Origin of the sequence: Erythrobacter insulae (assembly GCF_007004095.1) — a bacterium.
In the GTDB taxonomy this organism is placed as follows: Bacteria; Pseudomonadota; Alphaproteobacteria; order Sphingomonadales; family Sphingomonadaceae; genus Erythrobacter; species Erythrobacter insulae.
In genome coordinates, this window is the sequence record NZ_VHJK01000001.1 from 287,385 (window position 1) to 305,797 (window position 18,413).

The following is an 18,413-nucleotide window of genomic DNA, read 5'->3' on the forward strand; positions in this document are numbered from 1 at the left end:
CAATACGTATGACCCGGAACAGCGATCCGGAGCATCAATACAGGGCTGCGCTTGCGATTTGCCCAGCGGACTGCGGCATCAGCCGGGCCGGACAAACGTGCGCGCACGATTCCAAAAATACACCTCGGTGTGGGAGGCAAAGTCCGAGGGCAGTCAGCAAAGGATTGATCATGACCATGCTTCGCACACTGACATTACCGTTTATTGCTGTGGCAGGTGTTCTGCTCTTGGCGGACCCTGCCATCGCGCAGGATGACGAAATCGTCGTCACCGGAAAGCTGGAAATTCCCAGAGGCTTTGAACCAGTCAGCCGAGCGGTGAATATCGATGACCTCGACCTTTCAAAGCCCCGCGATGCGGACAAGATGGAAGACCGAGTTGCCTCAGCCGTGCGGAGGGTCTGCTCAAATGTCGGTAACCTGAGAATGCGCCGATATTGCCACGATTATGCCTGGGCCAGTGCCCGGCCGCAAATGGAACGGGCGCTCGACCGGGCGCGCGGCGGCTGACGATCGGAGAGAGCACCAGGCGTGACGGCGGTGCGCAGAGGCCAGTGCGCAGAGGTCAATGCGCAAAGGGCAGTGCAAGGCGTTTAGAAAAGCGCCGGAGCGGCCTACTCAGCCGCGTCCCGCCCGAGCGCTTTGGTTTCCTCGGGCGCATCGGCTTCATCAGCGTCTGCGGCGTTATAGTTTGGTGTGCTTTCCACAAGCGGTACTTCTTCAATCTCGGCCTTGCCGATTTCGATGCCTTTGTCCGCCAAACGCTTGCCAGATGACAATACATTGCGTTCAAAACTGCCGACGAATTTGTTGTAGTTTTTGACCGCGCTATCCAGCCCGCCGCCCATTCTTTTGAGATGTTCAGCGGCGGTGCGCAGACGCCCGTAAAGCTCTGCGCCCATCTGGCCGATTTCCCGTGCGTCGTTGGCAAGTCCATCCTGCCGCCAGACCTGCGCGACCGTGCGTGCGATGGCGACAAGATTGGTCGGCGTTGCCAGCAAGACGCGGCGTTCAAACGCGAAATCCCACAAAGTCGGATCGGCGTCTAAAGCGGCGGTGACAAAATGCTCACCGGGAATGAACATGATCACATAATCGGGCGCTTCTTCAAACTGGCTCTGATAGCTTTTCGCGCCGAGCGTCTGCACGTGGTTGCGCATGGATTTGGCGTGCGCTTTCAACTGAAAATCGCGCGTATCGTCATCCTCTGCCTCAAACGCCGCCTGATACGCATTGAGGGAAACTTTGGAATCGATAACGAGCTTTTTCTGGCCCGGCACATTGATGATCGCATCGGGGCGCAGGCGCCCTTCCTCGGTATCGACCGAATGTTCCATCATAAAATCGGTGTGCTGGGCCAGCCCGCATTGCTCGAGCAGGTTTTGCAAAGCCCGCTCGCCCCAGCGTCCGCGCGCCTTGGGTGCATTGGTCAGCGAATTGCCGAGCCGCTGCGCTTCGCGCCGGACTTCTTCCTGCCCTTCGCGCATGGACTGGATCAGGCCGCCGAGCTGGCCAAATGCATCAACACGCTGTTTTTCGAGCGTTTCGACCTGTTTTTCGTATTTCTCCAACCGCTCGCCGACTGGATTGAGCAGCGCCTTGATCTTCTGTTCGCCGGTTTCCTCCGACTGTTTAAAACGTTCCTCGGCGCGTTTCAGGAATTCTTCCTGATTGGCCTTGAGCACTTCGGACCCGGTCGCCTTGAACTGAGTGAGCATTTCTTCGCGAGACTCGATCAGAAGCCGTTTCTGCTCCTCAAACGCTTTTTCGCGCTCTTGCGCGGTGCTTTCGATTGCAGCGAGGCGTTCGGACAAAGCGGCCCTGGCCTGCTGCGCCTGTTGCAATTCAACCGCGAGCGCATCAGCGCGGCTCGCGCGTTCCTGCGCAGCCGACAGATCGACCTTAGCTTCGCCCAGTTCGGCAATCGCGGTCTTAAACTCGCCCTCGCGCACGCCAAGCCGCTCGCGCAAATCCGATGCAGGGCGTGAGGCAAAAAACCATGCCGCTACGCCGCCAACAATGAGACCAAGAACAAGCGCGAGAATGCTGAGAAGTGTCGAGTCCATCGCTGCAATCTAGGCGGAACGGACAGGGAACGCCAGAGCCAAGAACAACTTGATGCACAACAATGTAATTCAAACTGGCCAGAACAAGCCGGCTCGCATTGAAAACCGCAAGAGTGGCCGCCCGCCCAAGCCTATTCAATGGCATCGCAGCGCAGATGCTCTGCGCAAACCATCACGCCAATTGACGGATCTTCTTCAGCTTCTTCAAAGCCATGCCGCGCTTCAAACGCGAGAGGTGGTCGATGAAAAGAATGCCTTCGAGGTGGTCCATCTCGTGCTGCAGGCAGGTCGCGAGCAACCCTTCGAGGCTTTCCTCGTGATGGTTGCCGTTCAGATCCTGATACTTGACGGTGCAGGTCGCGGGGCGATCTACGTCCGCGTAAATCTCAGGCACGGACAAGCAGCCTTCCTGATAGGTTGAAAGCTCGTCTGCCGGATCGACAATAACCGGATTAATGAAGGTGCGCGGCTCTTTCTTGGTCGCGGGGTGCGTGTGCTTGTGCCCGTCATGGTCACACTCGACCGGTTCCGCGTCGGGATCGTCGGGTTGCAGATCGATCACCAATACCCGTTTGGGCACGCCAACCTGAATGGCGGCAAGGCCAATGCCCGGCGCATCATACATGGTTTCAAACATGTCCTCGACGAGCGTTTTGAGATCGTCGTTAAACTCGTCTGCTTCGACGGGGACGGACACGGTTTTGAGCCGGGGATCCGGCACTTCAAGGATTTCGCGAATAGCCATAGGCGCAATTTAGTGCGTGCCGCGCCCGCTCGCAAGCAGAACAGTTCGATTTGCGTAATCAGTTCAGGTGACGGGTCGCCGCGCTCTTAATGCCTGCGCCAATGTACCCTCGTCGAGATAATCCAACTCTCCGCCCACAGGCAGGCCGTGGGCCAGCTGCGTGATCCGCAAATTGTACGGCTCCAACCGCTCGGCAAGGTAATGCGCGGTCGTTTGCCCTTCGAGTGTGGCATTCATGGCGAGCACAACCTCATCAACCTCACCGCCTGAAACACGATCGAGCAGGCTGGCGATGTTGAGATCTTCTGGACCGATCCCGTCAAGCGCGGACAATTTTCCGCCCAATACGTGATAGCGCCCTTGGAACAGGCGCGCACGGTCCAATGCCCACACATCGGCCACGTCTTCGACCACGCACAGCGATTTTGCATCACGCTTGTAATCGGCGCAGATCCCGCACGGGTCGCTGGTATCGACATTGCCGCATGTCTGGCATTCGACCAGCGTCTCCGACACCGCATCCAGCGCCTCCAGCAAAGCAGGCAGAGCCTGTTCGCGGTTTTTCACCAGCCACAGCACTGCCCGCCGCGCACTGCGCGGCCCCAGCCCCGGCAAACGGGCCAATACGCCTGAAAGCGCTTCGATCTCTTGCGATGCCATGGGGGTAGAGATAGGGGCTTGGCGATGTTCGAGAAAGGCCAAGGCACCGCGTTATGCGCCCAAAAATGAAAATAGCTTTCATGGGGACGCCCGATTTTGCTGTGCCTGCGCTCGTCGCGCTGCACGAAGCGGGGCATGAAATCGTTTGCGTGTACACCCAGCCGCCGCGTCCGGCGGGTCGGGGCAAGAAGCTGCGCCCTTCCCCGGTTCAGGCCAAGGCGGAGGCGCTTGGCATCCCGGTTCGATCACCCAAAAGCTTGCGCGATGAAGCGGCGCAGGCCGAATTCGCCGCGCTGAATGCCGATGTTGCGGTTGTCGCGGCCTATGGACTGATCCTGCCGCAAGCGGTGCTGGATGCGCCAACGCATGGCTGCTTGAATATCCACGCCTCGATTCTGCCGCGCTGGCGCGGAGCGGCACCGATCCACCGCGCAATTATGGCAGGAGACGAGGAAACCGGCGTTACCATCATGCAGATGGAAGCAGGGCTGGACACCGGCCCGATGCTGCATATTGTCCGCACACCGATTGCAGACAAGACAACGGGTGATCTTACCGCCGAACTTGCCGAACTTGGTGCGGGCGCGATGGTGGAAGTGCTGGCTGATCTCGACAGTTACGACGCGCAACCTCAAGATGACGGAGACACCACATACGCGCCCAAGATCGCCAAAGCCGAAGCGCGGATCGATTGGTCGCGTAGCGCAAGCGAACTGGTGCGCCACGTACAAGGCCTCGCCCCGTTTCCGGGTGCATGGTTCGAACTGGAAGGCGAGCGGATCAAGTTGTTGCGTGCAAAAGAAGTGGATCAAACGGGCGATTCCGGAACTATCCTCGATGAAGCGCTCACTATCGCTTGCGGCACTGGTGCAATCCGCCCCCTGCGCCTGCAGCGCGCTGGCAAGCCTGCGATGGATACGCAGGACTTTCTGCGTGGGCGACCGGTCGAACCGAGCACGGTTCTATCATGAGCAGGCAACCTGTCTTTGCCCTTTGCGTTGCGGTGGCCTCGATAGGGTTCTTTACCTATCAACTCAATTCATGCTCGGTGGAGCCAGAGCCTCCCTTGCCCCCGCGAACTGATCCGGTCCCCATTGTCAAACCAGCAGATATTGCCGAAACAATCGCCGATCCCGTTCTGGATCAGCTAATCAGCTGTGAGGACGACCAAGGAGCGGTTTCTGTACTCTATGATTTCTTGGTGCTTGATGGAAAAGTCTGGAGATACGACAGCTTTGACAACATTGCCAATCGGGATTGCACTCTCGCGAACGCGAATTGCAAAATGGGGTGGTTTGAAGGGCGCCTCGCGGTCATCGAGGTTGCTCCCAGCCGGACCTACACATATTTAGTTGATCTCGAAAAGCTTGAGATGGACGAAGTAGTCGATCTTAATTTCTCAAACATGGATTTAGAGCCAACACTCAATCCAATTGTGCCTTGCACCTCCAAGAAACCTCCACTCGGCATCCTTGTGAACTCTGGACCATGACCCGCTACGCGCTGACATATGAATTTGATGGCACCCCGTTTCAGGGGCTCCAGCGGCAAAAGCATGGGCCGAGCGTGCAACAGGCGATGGAGGAGGCGCTGTTCAAGGTGACGGGTGAACAGGTCACAATGCACTCATCCGGGCGCACGGATGCAGGCGTTCACGCGATCGCGATGGTCAGCCATGTCGATATTGAAAAAGACCTGACCCCGTTCCGCCTGATGGAGGCTGTGAATGCGCATTTGCGGCCCAATCCCATTGGTGTGAACCATTGCGAGATTGTGGATGACGACTGGCATTCGCGCTTTTCGTGCATCGGACGCCGGTATCTGTACCGCATCGTAAACCGGCGGGCACCGCTTGCCTTGGCGAAAAACCGCGTTTGGCAGGTCGCACCGGAGCTGGACGTTGATGCGATGCACCGCGCCGCACAATCGCTGATCGGGCTCCATGACTTCACCACGTTCCGGTCTACAATGTGTCAGGCAAAAGATCCCGTAAAGACGTTGGACCGGCTTGATGTTGAACAGGTCGATGGCCTGTTTGGTCCTGAAATCCATTGCCGGGTCGCGGCGCGCAGTTTCCTGCATCATCAAGTCAGATCGATGGTTGGTTGCCTGCGACTGGTGGGCCAAGGCACATGGCGCGAAGAGCAAATTGCCGAAGCCCTGGAAGCGCGCGATCGGCAAGCTTTGGGCCTGAACGCTCCGCCCTATGGGCTCTATTTTGTCGAGGCAATCTATCCATAAAACGGAAAAGCGCGCCGCACTTGACCTAACGTTACCCTAGCAATGCAAGGCGCCGTGCCCTAGCTCGGCGGCAACACAATTTTAGGAGACGGATAATGACCACTACCGGCAAACAACTTTTCACCACGCTCACGGCCGATGGCCAGCTCACGCTTGAGGTGAGCGAAGAGAAGTTCCCCGATCCCACCGGCAATCAAGTGCTGGTCAAAATGGAAGCCGCGCCGATCAACCCATCTGATCTCGCGATCCTGACCAGCGCCGCCGACTTTGAAAATGCCGAATATTCGGAAGGCAAAGTCGTGGCGCAGATGCCCGAACCGTTCCTTTCCGGCCAGAGAAGCCGCCATGGTCAACGCCTGCCAGCCGGTAACGAAGGCGCAGGCACTGTTGTGGCCACAGGTGACAGCGACATGGCAAAGGCTCTGATGGGCCAACGTGTCGCCTGCGTACCGGGCAACGCTTTCAGCCAATATGCCATTGCAGACGCGATGATGTGCCTGCCGCTGGGTGATCACAGCGCCGAAGCAGGCGCATCCAGTTTTGTGAACCCGATGACCGCGCTCGGCTTTGTCGAAACCGCCAAGATGGAAGGCCATGATGCGATCGTGCATCTCGCGGCGGCATCCAACCTTGGCCAGATGCTCAACAAAATCTGCATCGAAGACGGCATGAAGCTGGTCAATATTGTGCGCCGCCAGGAGCATGTCGATCTGCTGAAAAGCCAAGGCGCCAAATATGTCGTGAACTCTTCTGACGATGATTACATGAGCAAACTACGCGAAGCGATTGCCGAAACCGGTGCGTTTCTCGGCTTTGATCCGATTGGCGGCGGTCAGAACACCGATCACGTCCTAAAAGCGATGGAGCAGGTCGCGGTCAAACAGATGAGCGAATATTCGCGCTATGGCTCAAACCAAGACAAGAAAATGTATCAATATGGCCGTCTGGATCTCCAGAACCCGACCATTCTAACCCCGTCTTACGGTCTGCAATGGACCGTTTCGGGTTGGCTACTCACCCCTTTCCTCGCCAAGGCCGGCATGGAAACAGTCGGGAAAATGCGTGCCCGCGTTCAACAGAACCTCGGCACGACCTTTGCCTCAAGCTACAAAGCGAAAGTCGATCTCGAAGGTATGCTGACCAAGGAAGCGATCACAGATTATCGGCAGATGAAAACGGGCGAGAAATACCTCGTCACGCCTTGGGGGTAATTGACATGAGTGTTCGCAGGCGATCTTTGATCGCGATAGCGAGGATGTGGCGCGCCGGACGGCGTGCGTAGGGAAAACTACCTTCTATCAAACTCTGATTGGATCGCGGCGGGATCGGAAATTCCCGCCGCGATCAACAATTGCAACAATATGCGCGCCTTTGCCGGATTGAGCGCGCGCGCAGCGACAAAGCCGTTTGCGTCATCCTCTGGCTCGCGATCGACCAGACCTTCGCCCAGACGGCTCGCCCGGACAACGCGAAGCCCGCCTTGGGCGAGCCTTATCAAACGCTCGCGAACGCTATCGGGCATATTGCCCTCCCCCACACCGCACACGATGATCCCGCGCGTCTCTGTTGTCACCAACCGGTCGACATATTCAGGCGTGATGCCAGCATGGATGAACAGCACCGGGACATCGGGCAGGTCAGCACTGAAATCGAATCGCGCGGTTTCGTCCATTCTCCACGGCGCGCCAAACCAATCGAGTGCGCTTGGCGTGACAAGTCCGACCGCATCGCGCGGAAATCCTGCAAAAGCATCGGTGCCGCGCGTGCGATTTTTGCGAATATCGCGCGCCGCAAACACCCGGTCCCCCATCACAACGAGCACACCGCGGCCCGCCGCGTCGGGATCGCTTGCGACCCGCATGGCATTCGCAAAATTGCGCAAACCATCATATCCCACAGCCGTAGCCGGACGCATCGCGCCAACCAGCACCACAGGTTTGCTCGTAGGCAGCGTCACATCGAGCACAAATGCGGTTTCCTCGACCGTGTCGGTGCCGTGAGTGATGATGATTCCATCGCATACCGGATCACCAATTGCCGTTACCGCTGCCCGGTGCAGATCGCGCCAGATGGCAGGCGTCATGTTTTCCGAACCGATATTGGCGATTTGTTTGCCGGTCAGATTGGCCGGAATCCCCAATTCTTCGATTCGAGCCAGAAAATCATCAATGCCGATTTGTCCGGGCCGATAATCGTGCCGCGTCGCCGAATCGGCGGAGCCCGCAATGGTGCCGCCAGTGGCCAGAACGAGGAGATTTGGGTTGCTCATATGCACCGCCTTTACCCACGAAGTGCATTTTCCACCACATCAGCGATTGATTTTGCACTTTTTGCCGCTAGATAGCGCTCTCTCGCTTGATTATAAGCGACTCAACGTGGGGCGATTAGCTCAGTTGGTAGAGCATCTCGTTTACACCGAGAGGGTCGGCAGTTCGAGCCTGTCATCGCCCACCACGTTTCCTGACATCGCAATGGATCAATCACCGCCTTCGGGCGTCAATGCTTCCCTGATCGCGGCGATGGCTTCTTCTGAATCCCATTCATAACCGCCCGCGACCCGCAGCAATTCCTTGCCTTCGGCATCGAACAGAATCGTAACCGGCATTAAGCCTTCTTCATTCAGGGCCTGATTAAGCTGTGCGTCCGGATCCAGCCATTGTTCCAGATTGGCAAAGTCGCGGCTTGCGAAAAACGGCGCGACCACTTCTGCGCCGCGCACATCCTGACTTATGGTGAGAACTTTAACCTCGCCTTCAAGCTCGCTGGCCAATGCATTCAGCGTCGGCATTTCGATCACGCATGGCGCGCACCATGTCGCCCATAGATTAAGCAGCACCGGCGTGCCTTTTAAGTCGGCGAGGCTCAATTGTGCGCCATCGGGGTCCATAACGGTAAGCGGCGGAAGCTGGGTCCCGGCTTTAAAGCGCACAATTTGTCCGGGCAAAGCCGGGGGCGGCGGGGTGTAGCTCGGGCCAATCGTGTCCTCAGCCCGTTGCGTCGCTGTCTCGCTCGCACTATCGCACGCAGCAAGAGTAAACGCCGACGCGGCAAGAATGAGCAAAGACCGGATCATGAGCGACACCTCCAACACGACCAGCCCGCAATCCAACACCATGTGGGGCGGCCGGTTCGCAGAAGGGCCTAGCGCGATCATGCGCGAAATCAATGCCTCGATCCCGTTCGATAAAGCGCTCTGGCGTCAGGATATCGCCGGAAGCCTCGCTCATGCGGCGATGCTGGCGAAACAAGGCATAGTGAGCGATGCCGACGCCAAAACGATCCAGGACGGTCTTGCTCAGGTTGCGGCAGAATATGAGAAAGATGGCGTGCCGGAGGACTGGGACCTCGAAGACATTCATATGACCACCGAGGCCCGACTGGCCGAGATTGTTGGCCCTGTCGCAGGACGCCTTCACACCGCGCGCAGCCGCAACGATCAGGTAGCGACAGATTTCCGGCTTTGGGTGCGCGAGGCGCTTGATGATATGGACGCAGGACTTGCCGCATTGCAGCGCGCGCTGGTCACCCGTGCGCAAGAACATGCCGAAACCATCATGCCCGGCTTTACCCATCTGCAAACCGCTCAGCCGGTGACCCTTGGTCACCATCTGCTGGCCTATTACGAAATGATCCGCCGCGACCGTTCGCGCATTGCCGATGCGCGCATACGGCTTAATGAAAGCCCGCTGGGCAGCGCAGCTCTGGCGGGCACAGGCTTTCCGATTGACCGCGATATGACAGCAGAGGCGCTGGGCTTTGACCGGCCAACCGCCAATTCGCTCGATGCGGTATCGGACCGTGATTTTGCGCTCGATTACCTTTACGCGGCCAGCACCTGCGCGCTGCATCTCTCGCGGCTCGCCGAGGAAATGATTATCTGGGCCAGCCAGCCTTATGGTTTTGTGCGCATGCCCGATACGCTGTCCACTGGCAGCTCTATCATGCCGCAAAAGAAAAACCCCGATGCCGCCGAGCTGGTGCGCGGCCATGCGGGGCGTGTGATCGGATGCCAAACCGCTTTGATGATCACGATGAAGGGCCTGCCGCTGGCCTATTCCAAGGATATGCAGGACGATAAGCCGCCGGTCTTCGAGGCCGCGGGCCTGATGGCGCTCAGCATCGCGGCAATGACCGGCATGGTTGCAGACAGCACGTTTAAGACCGACCGAATGCGCGAAGCCGCCGAGCTTGGCTATGCCACGGCAACCGATCTGGCCGATTGGCTGGTGACCGCAGCGGATATTCCATTCCGAGAGGCGCATCACATCACCGGTGCAGCTGTAAAACTGGCCGAATCGCGCGGCGTTGCGCTCGACGAATTGCCTTTGCGCGACCTCACAGCCATTGATGCGCGCATTGATGCGCGGGTGTTCGACGCGCTCAGCGTCGATGCTTCGGTTGCGGCGCGATCAAGTTATGGCGGAACCGCTCCCGCTCAGGTACGTAACCAAGTGAAGCGTGCGCGCGAACAGTTGGGTATGGATTGATGATGATACGGATTGTTCTAAGTCTGGGATTGGGCGTCACGCTGGCCGCTTGCGGTACCCGCGCGCCGCTTGCGGCGCCTGAAGGCGCAAGCCTGCCCCCCGCCCCCTATGGCGCGGCTGCGCAGCCGACAACCGATGAACTTCTCAAACTCGACACGCTGGCTGCGCCCGAGCGCAGTGTGGAATTGCGCCGCAGATCCGAGGATCGCGGCGATGACCCCTTTGACCTTCCTCCGGAATAAGCACAAAAGCTGATGGATCATTTCGCAATCAAGAACGGCGTGATGCACGCCGAAGATGTACCGCTGCCGCGTATCGCGGAAGCTGTCGGCACGCCCGTCTATGTCTATTCGCGCGCCACACTGGAGCGCCATGCCCGCGTTTTTCGCGAAGCGCTCGGCGATGTGCCTGACAAACTGATCGCCTTTGCGGTAAAGGCCAACCCGAACCTTTCGGTGCTCAAAGTCCTGCAAAAACAGGGTTACGGCGCAGATTGCGTATCTGTTGGCGAAATGCGCCGCGCGCTGGCCGCCGGTATTGCCCCGGAAAAAATAGTCTTCTCCGGGGTTGGTAAAACCGCCGCAGAACTCGCCGCGGGGCTGGAGGCAGGCATTGGCCAGTTCAACATTGAAAGCGAAGAGGAAGGGCTGGAGCTCGCCGAGATCGCTGCGGAGATGGGCCTCACCGCGCAATGCGCGCTGCGGATCAATCCCGATGTTGATGCAGGCACGCATGACAAGATTTCAACTGGCAAAGCCGACAACAAATTTGGCGTACCCATCGATCAGGCCGGGCAGATTTTCGGCAAACTCGCCGCCAAGCCAAGCGTGAACCTGCGCGGTGTCGCAGTGCATATCGGCAGCCAGTTGGCAGAGATTGCCCCGCTGGAAAATGCGTTTGAAAAATTGGGCGCGCTGGTAAAATCGCTTCGCGGAGCGGGTCACACCATCACGCATGTCGATCTGGGCGGCGGTCTTGGTGTGCCCTATCGCAAAGGCGAAGTGCTACCCGCCCCGGCCGAATATGGCGCGATGGTAGCGCGAGTGACAAAAGATTGGGGCGTATCGCTGATCTTTGAACCGGGACGCGTGATCGCGGGCAATGCGGGCGTTTTGTTGACCCGCGTGGTGCGGGTGAAACGCGGGCTCAATCACCCCTTTGTGATTGTCGATGCGGCGATGAACGATCTGGCCCGGCCCGCGCTTTACGGAGCGTATCACCATTTTGAGGCGGTTGAGCCAAGCGGCGCTGATATGACCGCCAATATTGTCGGCCCGATTTGCGAAACCGGCGATACGTTTGCGATGGGCCGCGAATGTGACGCGCTGCAAAGCGGCGATCTTGCGGTCTTTCGCACTGCGGGCGCCTATGGCGCGACGATGGCATCAAGTTATAATTCGCGCGGTTTCGTTGCCGAAGTGCTGGTCGATGGCGATGCCTTTGCGGTTGTTGCAGACCGTATTGACGCTGGTTCAATTATGGACGCAGAGCGGGTGCCGGACTGGCTGGCATGACACCGGGCAGCCCAGAATTGGGAAGCCTGCCGCTGTTCCACCAGATCGCCGGAAGTCAGATTCTGGTTTTGGGCGAAGGCGAGGCTGCTGAACCCAAACGGCGGTTGGTTGCGCGCGCGGGCGGCGTGATTGTCGATGATGTGCAGCGCGCCATCGATGAAGGCGTGCGGATCGCCTTCATTGCCTATGATGATCCCAAAGCGTGCGAAGTGGCCGCCATTAACCTGCGGTGCGCTGGTATGCTGGTGAACGTGGTTGATCGCCCGGAGCTGTGCGATTTCACCACGCCGAGCATTCTGGACCGCAATCCGTTATTAATCGCAGTCGGGACAGGCGGAGCGTCGGCGGGGCTCGCCAAGCATATCCGGCTTCGTCTGGAGCGGATTTTACCCGATACTCTTGGTAAGCTGGCAAACGCTCTGTTTGCTGCGCGCCCGGCCCTGCGTAAGAATTATCCCGCAGGCTCCGATCGGCGCAAAGCGTTGGATCACGCGCTGGGTGAAGGCGGGGTGCTCGATCCGCTCGACCCGAATGCCCATGCAAAAGTGCAGGAATGGGCGGCGCATTGCGCACCAAAACCTTCAGCGCGAACAGCCGAATTTGTCCTTTCAAGCGCCGATCCCGATGATCTGACAATCAAACAGGCACGGCTTCTGGGAGAGGCCGATGCCGTATGCGCAGATGGAGATGTACCGTCAGCGATCCTGGCCAGAGCCCGCGCCGACGCCGAGCGGTTCCAATGTCCTGGTACCGCCTGCGCAAAAGCACGCAAAGAAGGCACCCTGCCCGCCTGTCTCAAGAATCAATCCACTGCACAGCTCACCGTAATCCTGCGATATCATCCCGCAGCCTAAAGGGCCGCACGACGGCGGCGGGCAGCCGATCAGGCAGCATGCGCAAGCGGAATTTCGACCTCGGCAAAATAACGCGCCATCGCTTCGACTGACTTGTCACTTAGCGCGATGAAGGCGCGGCGTTTATCCGCAGGGTCCGCGATCCGCTCAAACACGCCGGTATCCACCAATTGTTTGATCCACCGCAGCGCAGTTGTCGCTGGCACTCCCGCTGCGATACACAAGGACGTGACGCAGACCCGGCTCTGCTCGGCATGGGCCGCAGTCAGATCAAGCAACATATCCCACGCAGGGTCGGCAAAAAGCTCCGCATCGAAAAACCGCGTGCGCGCCTGACGGCTGGCGATGATTTGCCGGATCAGGGCCGGATTGGGGAGCGGCAAACGGCCACCACCAAAGCCCGCAATCGGGCGATCATCCTTGCCGCGATAATCTTGCTTAAATTCGTTCATGTGCGACGGCGCGCTATCATCGATGAGCGAAATGCGGTCCAGCTGCTGAGCAATCGAATCCACTTGCTGGGACAGGCGCAGCAACGCAATCCGATCTTCTTCACCCATCTCGCGCAAGCGCGCATTCGACACATTGGCCAGCACTCTGCCAACCGCAACGACCCGTTCCGCCCGGCTGGGCTGAACCAGAATCTGCGGATCTGACTGATCTAGCGCAGCAAACACATCATCAAGCGCATCGAGCGATGTCGATACAATCAAATGCGCGCCGGCGCGGGCAATGCGCATGTCCAGCCGCGCCAAAGCCGCCATTCCTGCAGGATCCATGACCGGACAATCGACCATCACCACATCGCCCAGCAATGTAATCGGACCGTCAAGCAGGACCGCAATCTCCCCGCCATCCAGCGTTCGAAAGCCTGCACCCGTCAAATCCTGCGCGATTTCACTACGCATATTCGGCCGATCTGCGAAAATCGCAACGCGCGCTGGCAATCCGGCAGCGTCGCAGGCCATGTCGTCAGCCGTGTCGCCAGCCGTCTCATAGCCGAAATCACCGGTTGTATATGTAGCCTGACCCATCGAATCGCCTCCGTTAAGAACGGAACGAGAGTAGAACAAATCAAGATCAGGTCAAGATTTTAGCGCAATCTTCGGGTTCTGCGCCGGGCAATTGAACCATTTGGCGCTATGGTCAGACTACCAATGTAATGACCGATCAAAACCCTCTTTCAACGCCGAATTCCGGTGTCTTGTTCGACGAACTTCTCGTCGTGATGGTACAGCAGGGGGAGCGCGCTGCGCTTGATCGTCTTCATGCACGTTGGAATGCGCGCCTTATCCGTGCGGCGTACCGATATACTGGCGATGCCGATCTAGCGCGCGATCTGGCTCAGGAATGCTGGATCGGCATTTGGCGCGGGCTTGCCCAGCTGCGTGAACCGGCCCGCTTTCGCAGCTATGCTTTTGCAATTCTGCACCGGCGCGGGGCGACGCATTTGCGCGCCAAGATCCGGGATCGCGATCACATGGCGAACCCTCCGGCCGCCGAACACATTGGCCAAGGCACAGGCACCGCGCAGCAGGATGAAGCGATCGCGCTGAACCAAGCCTTTGCAAAATTGCCACCGGATCAGCGGCTGGCGGCTCATCTGCATTTTATTGAAGGGCTCACGCTCAAAGAAATCGCCGACGTGCAATCCATCCCGACAGGCACCGCCAAAAGCCGCCTGTTCCACGCCCGCCGCAAATTGAAAGCGGCGCTCGACCCCAGCTTAAACCAAGGAGACGTATGATGACCGACATCGATGATCGCATCAAAGATGCGCTGAATGACGATGACTTTGAATTTCTAAAAACACTCGAAGGGGACCGCGGCCTGTTCCAGCAGATCGGTGACACATGGAAAGGGCCGCTGGGCGGGTGGTCAAAACTGATCTTTGCTTTCACGGTCATCATGGGTCTCGTATTCGTGTTCGTCATCTGGCAAGTCGCCCATTCGACAAATGAACCGATTGTGCACGCTCTTTGGGCGATTTCCGGCGTTGCCCTGCTTGTCATGATCGGTTTTGCCAAAGAATGGATGTTTGCCCGCATGAACATGTTGACCATCCTGCGCGAGGTCAAAAAGCTGCAGGTTCAAGTCGCGATCTTGTCTGAAAAACAGGATTAAGGGCGAATTTCGATCGGGGTGCCATCGGGCACGATCTGCCACAGCTCCTCGATCTCTTCATTGGTCAGCGCGATACAGCCATCGGTCCAATCGCCTTGCAAGGGCGGTCCGCGATAGCCGGTCGGCTGACCATGAATGAAGATATCTCCGCCCGCCGATCGGCCATATTGCGCGGCAAAGGCGCGGTCCTGCGAATTGGGGTAGGAAATGCGCAAACTGAGATGAAAACTGCTGCGCGGATTGCGGGTATCGATGCGATAGATGCCTTCGGGCGTACGCTCGTCGCCTTCGAAACGCTTATGACCCGATGGAGCATCGCCAAATTTCAATCCGCGATAGGCCCGGATCGGCTTGCCATTATTATACGCGATCAACAGCCGTTCCGATTTATCAACGATCAGATAATCGGCCCAGACCTGAGACGATGGTCGCTGAGGTACAGGGGTTGGGATGGAACGCGCACCAGCAACACGCGGATCTGACGCGGGCGAATGCACCACGTCTTTTGCCGGTGAAGAACAGCCAGCTAGGGTAACCAGGAGCAAGAAGGCAAGTGCGCGTTCCATGCCCCAATAAATAGCGCGCAACGCCGCGCAGCACAATTGCGCCTCTTGGCCTATGTCCCGCTTAAGGACTCCGTCACTATTGTTTGCAGGATTAATCCTCAAACGGATCGCGCATCAGGATCGTATCGTCACGCTCTGGGCTGGTGGACACCAGCGACACGGGGCATTCGATCAATTCCTGGATACGCTGAATGTACTTGATCGCATTGGCTGGCAGATCGGCATAGCTGCGGGCGCCGACGGTGCTTTCGCTCCAGCCTTCCATTTCTTCATAAATTGGTTCGACATTGGCCTGATCACCGGAATGGCTGGGCAGGTAATCGTATACATTCCCCCGCAGCCGGTATCCGGTGCAGATTTTGACTGTTTCCAGCCCGTCAAGAACGTCGATCTTGGTCAGCGCGATGCCGGTTACGCCGCTAATCGAGCAGCTTTGCCGAACGATAACCGCATCAAACCAGCCGACGCGGCGCTGGCGGCCGGTGACCGTACCGAATTCATGTCCGCGCTCGCCAATGCCCTGACCAACTTCATCGTTAAGCTCGGTCGGGAACGGCCCAGAGCCCACGCGGGTGGTGTACGCCTTTACAATGCCCAGCACGAAACCGGTGGCATTCGGACCCAGGCCGCTGCCAGCAGCGGCAGTGCCGCTGACCGTGTTGGAGCTGGTGACGAATGGATAGGTGCCGTGATCGACATCCAAAAGCACGCCCTGCGCGCCTTCAAACAGGATTTTCGCGCCCGCTTTGCGGACCTTCTTCAATCGTTTCCAGACTGGCTGGGCAAATCGCAGCACGAACGGCGCAACATCGCGCAATTCAGCCAGCAGAGCCTCACGATCAACGGGCGGCTGATCAAAGCCTGCGCGCAGTGCATCGTGGTGCGCGCAAAGCCGGTCCAGCTGCGGCTCCAGATCATCGAGATGTTCCAGATCGCATACGCGGATCGCCCGGCGCCCGACTTTGTCCTCATAGGCAGGGCCAATGCCGCGGCCCGTGGTGCCGATTTTGCCTTTGCCAGCCGCAGTCTCGCGCAGGCCATCCAGATCGCGGTGAAGCGGCAAGATAAGCGCGCAATTGTCAGCCACGGCCAGATTGTCATCATCGATACGAACGCCCTGCCCTTCGAGCTTGGCGACCTCATCGCGCAGCGCCCACGGATCGAGCACCACACCGTTGCCGATCATGCTCATTGTACCAGACACAATACCGGATGGAAGCAGGCTGAGTTTGAAGACATTGCCATCAATCACCAGAGTGTGCCCGGCATTGTGGCCGCCCTGGAACCGGACAACGGCATCGGCACGGCTCGCAAGCCAGTCTACGATCTTGCCTTTGCCTTCATCGCCCCATTGGGCACCAATCACGGTAACGTTAGCCATGGAAACTGCTTTCTAATCGGATGCGACAAACCGCGCGGGCCTAGGCCTTTGAGCAAGCGAGAGCAAGGCGATTGCACCGCCATCCAAGCCTATTTTTTGAACCGTGCAAAACATATGCGTCATTTAATCGGGCCGCTTGCCGCACGGCGGGATCAAACCGCGGCGATCACATCAATCTCTACCAGCAGCTCTGGCAGGGCGAGCCCTGTGACCTGTACAGTGGTATCAGCGGGATAGGGCGGCGTGAAATGCGCCTTGCGGGCCTCAATGATCTTTGGAAATTCGGCCATATCGGTGAGATAAATCGTAACCTTGGCGATGTTTGCCATGCTGCTTCCAGCGGCTTCGAGCACGCGGCGGATATTGGCAAATGTTTGCTCAAGCTGAGCATCAAAATCGCCTGGCTCTCCCTTGGCGCCGACAATGGAACCATCCTCGTCTATTGCGGCCTGGCCAGAGAGGAACAGCAAATCCCCCACTCGCCGCGCAGGTGCGATAAAATACGGCGCGAGCGGATCAGGCTCAATCGAAACCATTCCAACTTTGTCGCTCATATTTTCAGCACCCCTTTACAGTTCGACGGGATTTCCACCCTGGAGAATATGCGTGCAGCCCAGCGTGATCGGATCTTCGTCTTGGGTCAGTTGCTCGATGGTTCGGCTGCCCTCTGCGCGCAGGCGTTTCGCTTTGCTTTCGCTAAATCCAATCGGCAAATAGACAGTGCGCGTTGTTTCTGGCTGGGGCGCGGCGTCGGCCAGCGCGTCAGCATACAGTGTAAAACCGGTCGCGGGCTCATCGCTGCCGCCGATCTTGTAGGTTCCGCCCCGCCCGGCTGCGCCGCGTACGTCTTTGGCGTAGAGCGTAAAGCCGAACCAGCTTTGATATTCAAACCCGTGGCGCTCGGTCGGATCAAGCGTGACCCGCGCCAAATCGCCGATACGCGCAGCGATTACCTCCAACCCGTCAAGCCGGCTGCCAAGCGCGCCGCCTGCATCCAGTTTGCGCAATTTGGCCATCGCATCGTTGAACGGCCCAGTCGCATGGATAAGCGGCAGATAGGCTTCGCCGCCTACCGCTTTAAGTCCGCCGGCATCCTTCGTATCGAGTTCGCGCCGGATCGCTTCCACGGTGTCCGGCTGCATCGTGAGATCTTGAGCCGCGAGCGTATCGACCAAATCAGGTAAAGTGAAATCGACCGATATCCCGGTAAGCCCGGCTGCAGTGAGCGCACGCACCGCCAGAGCAACAATTTCACCGGCCGCGGCCACTGTATCGGCACCGATCAATTCCGCACCAAGCTGCAAACGCTCACGCGCCGGATCAAGCTGGTTGGCACGAATGACAGCCGTATCGCCGCAATAGGCAAGGCGAAGCGGGCGCGGGCGATCCGCCATGCTGGTTGCCGCGATTCGGCCGATCTGGGGTGTGATATCGCTCCGAAGGGCGAGCGTGCGCAGGCTCGACGGGTCGACAAACCGGAACATCCAGCGGGTGGATAGCCCCTTCATGCGCCGGCTCAGCGAGCTTTCATATTCAAGCAAGGGCGGGCGCACACGATCATATCCGTGGCCATGCAGCACATCGAGGCATGCGCGCATGGTCTGGGTAATCCGCTCTGCCGATTGCGGCAGTCGGTCTTCTAGCCCTTCGGGCAGGAGGTCGGTGTTGTCTGTCATTTCACCCGCGCGCTAGCCAATCCGCAGCCCTTCGACAAGCACAAGCAGACAGACGCGAAAACCGGTTCACCTGCGAACCGCAAAGGCGACCGTTCGCAGG

21 protein-coding genes and 1 tRNA gene are annotated in these 18,413 nt (G+C 58.5%); 12 read left to right on the forward strand and 10 right to left on the reverse strand.

All coding sequences use genetic code 11. The features are described from left to right. Nucleotides 1–170 precede the first annotated feature (170 nt). Nucleotides 171–509: a UrcA family protein gene (locus FGU71_RS14035; RefSeq protein WP_185960174.1), complete on the forward strand. Its 339-nt coding sequence runs from the start codon at nucleotides 171–173 to the stop codon at nucleotides 507–509. A 104-nt stretch (nucleotides 510–613) separates the two neighbouring features. On the opposite strand, the gene rmuC is transcribed toward FGU71_RS14035, so the two are convergent. From rmuC to recR, 3 genes are all read right to left on the reverse strand, one after another. Then, the gene (gene rmuC / locus FGU71_RS01420; protein ID WP_142786919.1) at nucleotides 614–2,065 is read right to left on the reverse strand and encodes a DNA recombination protein RmuC; all 1,452 of its coding nucleotides are present in this window, start codon (nucleotides 2,063–2,065) and stop codon (nucleotides 614–616) included. Nucleotides 2,066–2,237: 172 nt separating this feature from the next. Further along, nucleotides 2,238–2,810 carry a peptide deformylase gene (locus FGU71_RS01425; protein WP_142786920.1) on the reverse strand — a complete coding sequence of 191 codons (573 nt, stop codon included), beginning with the start codon at nucleotides 2,808–2,810 and terminating at the stop codon, nucleotides 2,238–2,240. Nucleotides 2,811–2,873: 63 nt separating this feature from the next. Continuing rightward, entirely contained in the window at nucleotides 2,874–3,470 is a 597-nt protein-coding gene (gene recR, locus FGU71_RS01430; RefSeq protein ID WP_142786921.1) for a recombination mediator RecR, read from the reverse strand. A 65-nt stretch (nucleotides 3,471–3,535) separates the two neighbouring features. Between recR and fmt the strand changes: the two genes are divergently transcribed. From fmt to FGU71_RS01450, 4 genes are all read left to right on the forward strand, one after another. Further along, nucleotides 3,536–4,441: a methionyl-tRNA formyltransferase gene (fmt, locus tag FGU71_RS01435; protein WP_142786922.1), complete on the forward strand. Its 906-nt coding sequence runs from the start codon at nucleotides 3,536–3,538 to the stop codon at nucleotides 4,439–4,441. After that, nucleotides 4,438–4,962 carry a hypothetical protein gene (locus FGU71_RS01440; protein ID WP_142786923.1) on the forward strand — a complete coding sequence of 175 codons (525 nt, stop codon included), beginning with the start codon at nucleotides 4,438–4,440 and terminating at the stop codon, nucleotides 4,960–4,962. The genes fmt and FGU71_RS01440 overlap by 4 nt, the downstream gene beginning before the upstream one ends. Beyond that, a complete protein-coding gene (gene truA / locus FGU71_RS01445) occupies nucleotides 4,959–5,711 on the forward strand; it encodes a tRNA pseudouridine(38-40) synthase TruA (protein WP_142786924.1) in 753 nt (250 codons plus the stop codon). Before FGU71_RS01440 ends, truA begins: the two co-directional genes overlap by 4 nt. Nucleotides 5,712–5,806: 95 nt before the next feature. Further along, nucleotides 5,807–6,922: a zinc-binding dehydrogenase gene (locus FGU71_RS01450; protein ID WP_142786925.1), complete on the forward strand. Its 1,116-nt coding sequence runs from the start codon at nucleotides 5,807–5,809 to the stop codon at nucleotides 6,920–6,922. Nucleotides 6,923–6,999: 77 nt separating this feature from the next. On the opposite strand, the gene FGU71_RS01455 is transcribed toward FGU71_RS01450, so the two are convergent. Beyond that, nucleotides 7,000–7,980 carry an asparaginase gene (locus tag FGU71_RS01455; RefSeq protein WP_142786926.1) on the reverse strand — a complete coding sequence of 327 codons (981 nt, stop codon included), beginning with the start codon at nucleotides 7,978–7,980 and terminating at the stop codon, nucleotides 7,000–7,002. Nucleotides 7,981–8,089: 109 nt separating this feature from the next. On the opposite strand from FGU71_RS01455, the gene FGU71_RS01460 reads away from it, so the two are divergent. Beyond that, nucleotides 8,090–8,165 (forward strand) — tRNA-Val (locus FGU71_RS01460). Nucleotides 8,166–8,187: 22 nt separating this feature from the next. Here FGU71_RS01460 and FGU71_RS01465 read toward each other — a convergent pair. After that, nucleotides 8,188–8,784 carry a TlpA family protein disulfide reductase gene (locus FGU71_RS01465; protein WP_142786927.1) on the reverse strand — a complete coding sequence of 199 codons (597 nt, stop codon included), beginning with the start codon at nucleotides 8,782–8,784 and terminating at the stop codon, nucleotides 8,188–8,190. A gap of 40 nt (nucleotides 8,785–8,824) precedes the next feature. On the opposite strand from FGU71_RS01465, the gene argH reads away from it, so the two are divergent. From argH to FGU71_RS01485, 4 genes are read left to right on the forward strand one after another with little or no spacing between them, the layout of a single operon-like run. Continuing rightward, entirely contained in the window at nucleotides 8,825–10,198 is a 1,374-nt protein-coding gene (gene argH / locus FGU71_RS01470; RefSeq protein WP_142788917.1) for an argininosuccinate lyase, read from the forward strand. Then, a complete protein-coding gene (locus FGU71_RS01475) occupies nucleotides 10,198–10,440 on the forward strand; it encodes a hypothetical protein (RefSeq protein WP_407644389.1) in 243 nt (80 codons plus the stop codon). The genes argH and FGU71_RS01475 overlap by 1 nt, the downstream gene beginning before the upstream one ends. Nucleotides 10,441–10,452: 12 nt before the next feature. After that, on the forward strand, nucleotides 10,453–11,712 hold the full coding sequence (lysA, locus tag FGU71_RS01480; protein ID WP_142786928.1) for a diaminopimelate decarboxylase: 1,260 nt from the start codon (nucleotides 10,453–10,455) through the stop codon (nucleotides 11,710–11,712). Further along, a complete protein-coding gene (locus tag FGU71_RS01485; protein WP_142786929.1) occupies nucleotides 11,709–12,566 on the forward strand; it encodes a precorrin-2 dehydrogenase/sirohydrochlorin ferrochelatase family protein in 858 nt (285 codons plus the stop codon). Before lysA ends, FGU71_RS01485 begins: the two co-directional genes overlap by 4 nt. 29 nt (nucleotides 12,567–12,595) lie before the next feature. Here the strand turns inward: FGU71_RS01485 and FGU71_RS01490 are convergent, their stop codons facing one another. Beyond that, entirely contained in the window at nucleotides 12,596–13,600 is a 1,005-nt protein-coding gene (locus tag FGU71_RS01490) for a MarR family transcriptional regulator (RefSeq protein WP_234035589.1), read from the reverse strand. 128 nt (nucleotides 13,601–13,728) lie between these two features. On the opposite strand from FGU71_RS01490, the gene FGU71_RS01495 reads away from it, so the two are divergent. Further along, entirely contained in the window at nucleotides 13,729–14,313 is a 585-nt protein-coding gene (locus tag FGU71_RS01495; RefSeq protein WP_142786930.1) for an RNA polymerase sigma factor, read from the forward strand. Next, nucleotides 14,310–14,690: a DUF6768 family protein gene (locus FGU71_RS01500; RefSeq protein ID WP_142786931.1), complete on the forward strand. Its 381-nt coding sequence runs from the start codon at nucleotides 14,310–14,312 to the stop codon at nucleotides 14,688–14,690. The genes FGU71_RS01495 and FGU71_RS01500 overlap by 4 nt, the downstream gene beginning before the upstream one ends. Here the strand turns inward: FGU71_RS01500 and FGU71_RS01505 are convergent. From FGU71_RS01505 to FGU71_RS01520, 4 genes are all read right to left on the reverse strand, one after another. Next, a complete protein-coding gene (locus tag FGU71_RS01505; protein WP_142786932.1) occupies nucleotides 14,687–15,256 on the reverse strand; it encodes a L,D-transpeptidase family protein in 570 nt (189 codons plus the stop codon). The two genes, FGU71_RS01500 and FGU71_RS01505, sit on opposite strands and share 4 nt — an antisense overlap. Before the next feature lie 91 nt (nucleotides 15,257–15,347). Continuing rightward, complete coding sequence (locus FGU71_RS01510; protein ID WP_142786933.1) at nucleotides 15,348–16,637, reverse strand: adenylosuccinate synthase; 1,290 nt, start codon at nucleotides 16,635–16,637, stop codon at nucleotides 15,348–15,350. A gap of 152 nt (nucleotides 16,638–16,789) precedes the next feature. Continuing rightward, nucleotides 16,790–17,191 (reverse strand): RidA family protein, encoded by a 402-nt coding sequence (locus tag FGU71_RS01515; protein WP_142786934.1) that lies wholly within the window; start codon nucleotides 17,189–17,191, stop codon nucleotides 16,790–16,792. Nucleotides 17,192–17,206: 15 nt separating this feature from the next. Continuing rightward, nucleotides 17,207–18,313, reverse strand: a complete 1,107-nt coding sequence (locus tag FGU71_RS01520) for an ATP phosphoribosyltransferase regulatory subunit (protein ID WP_142786935.1) — start codon at nucleotides 18,311–18,313, stop codon at nucleotides 17,207–17,209. Nucleotides 18,314–18,413 lie beyond the last annotated feature (100 nt).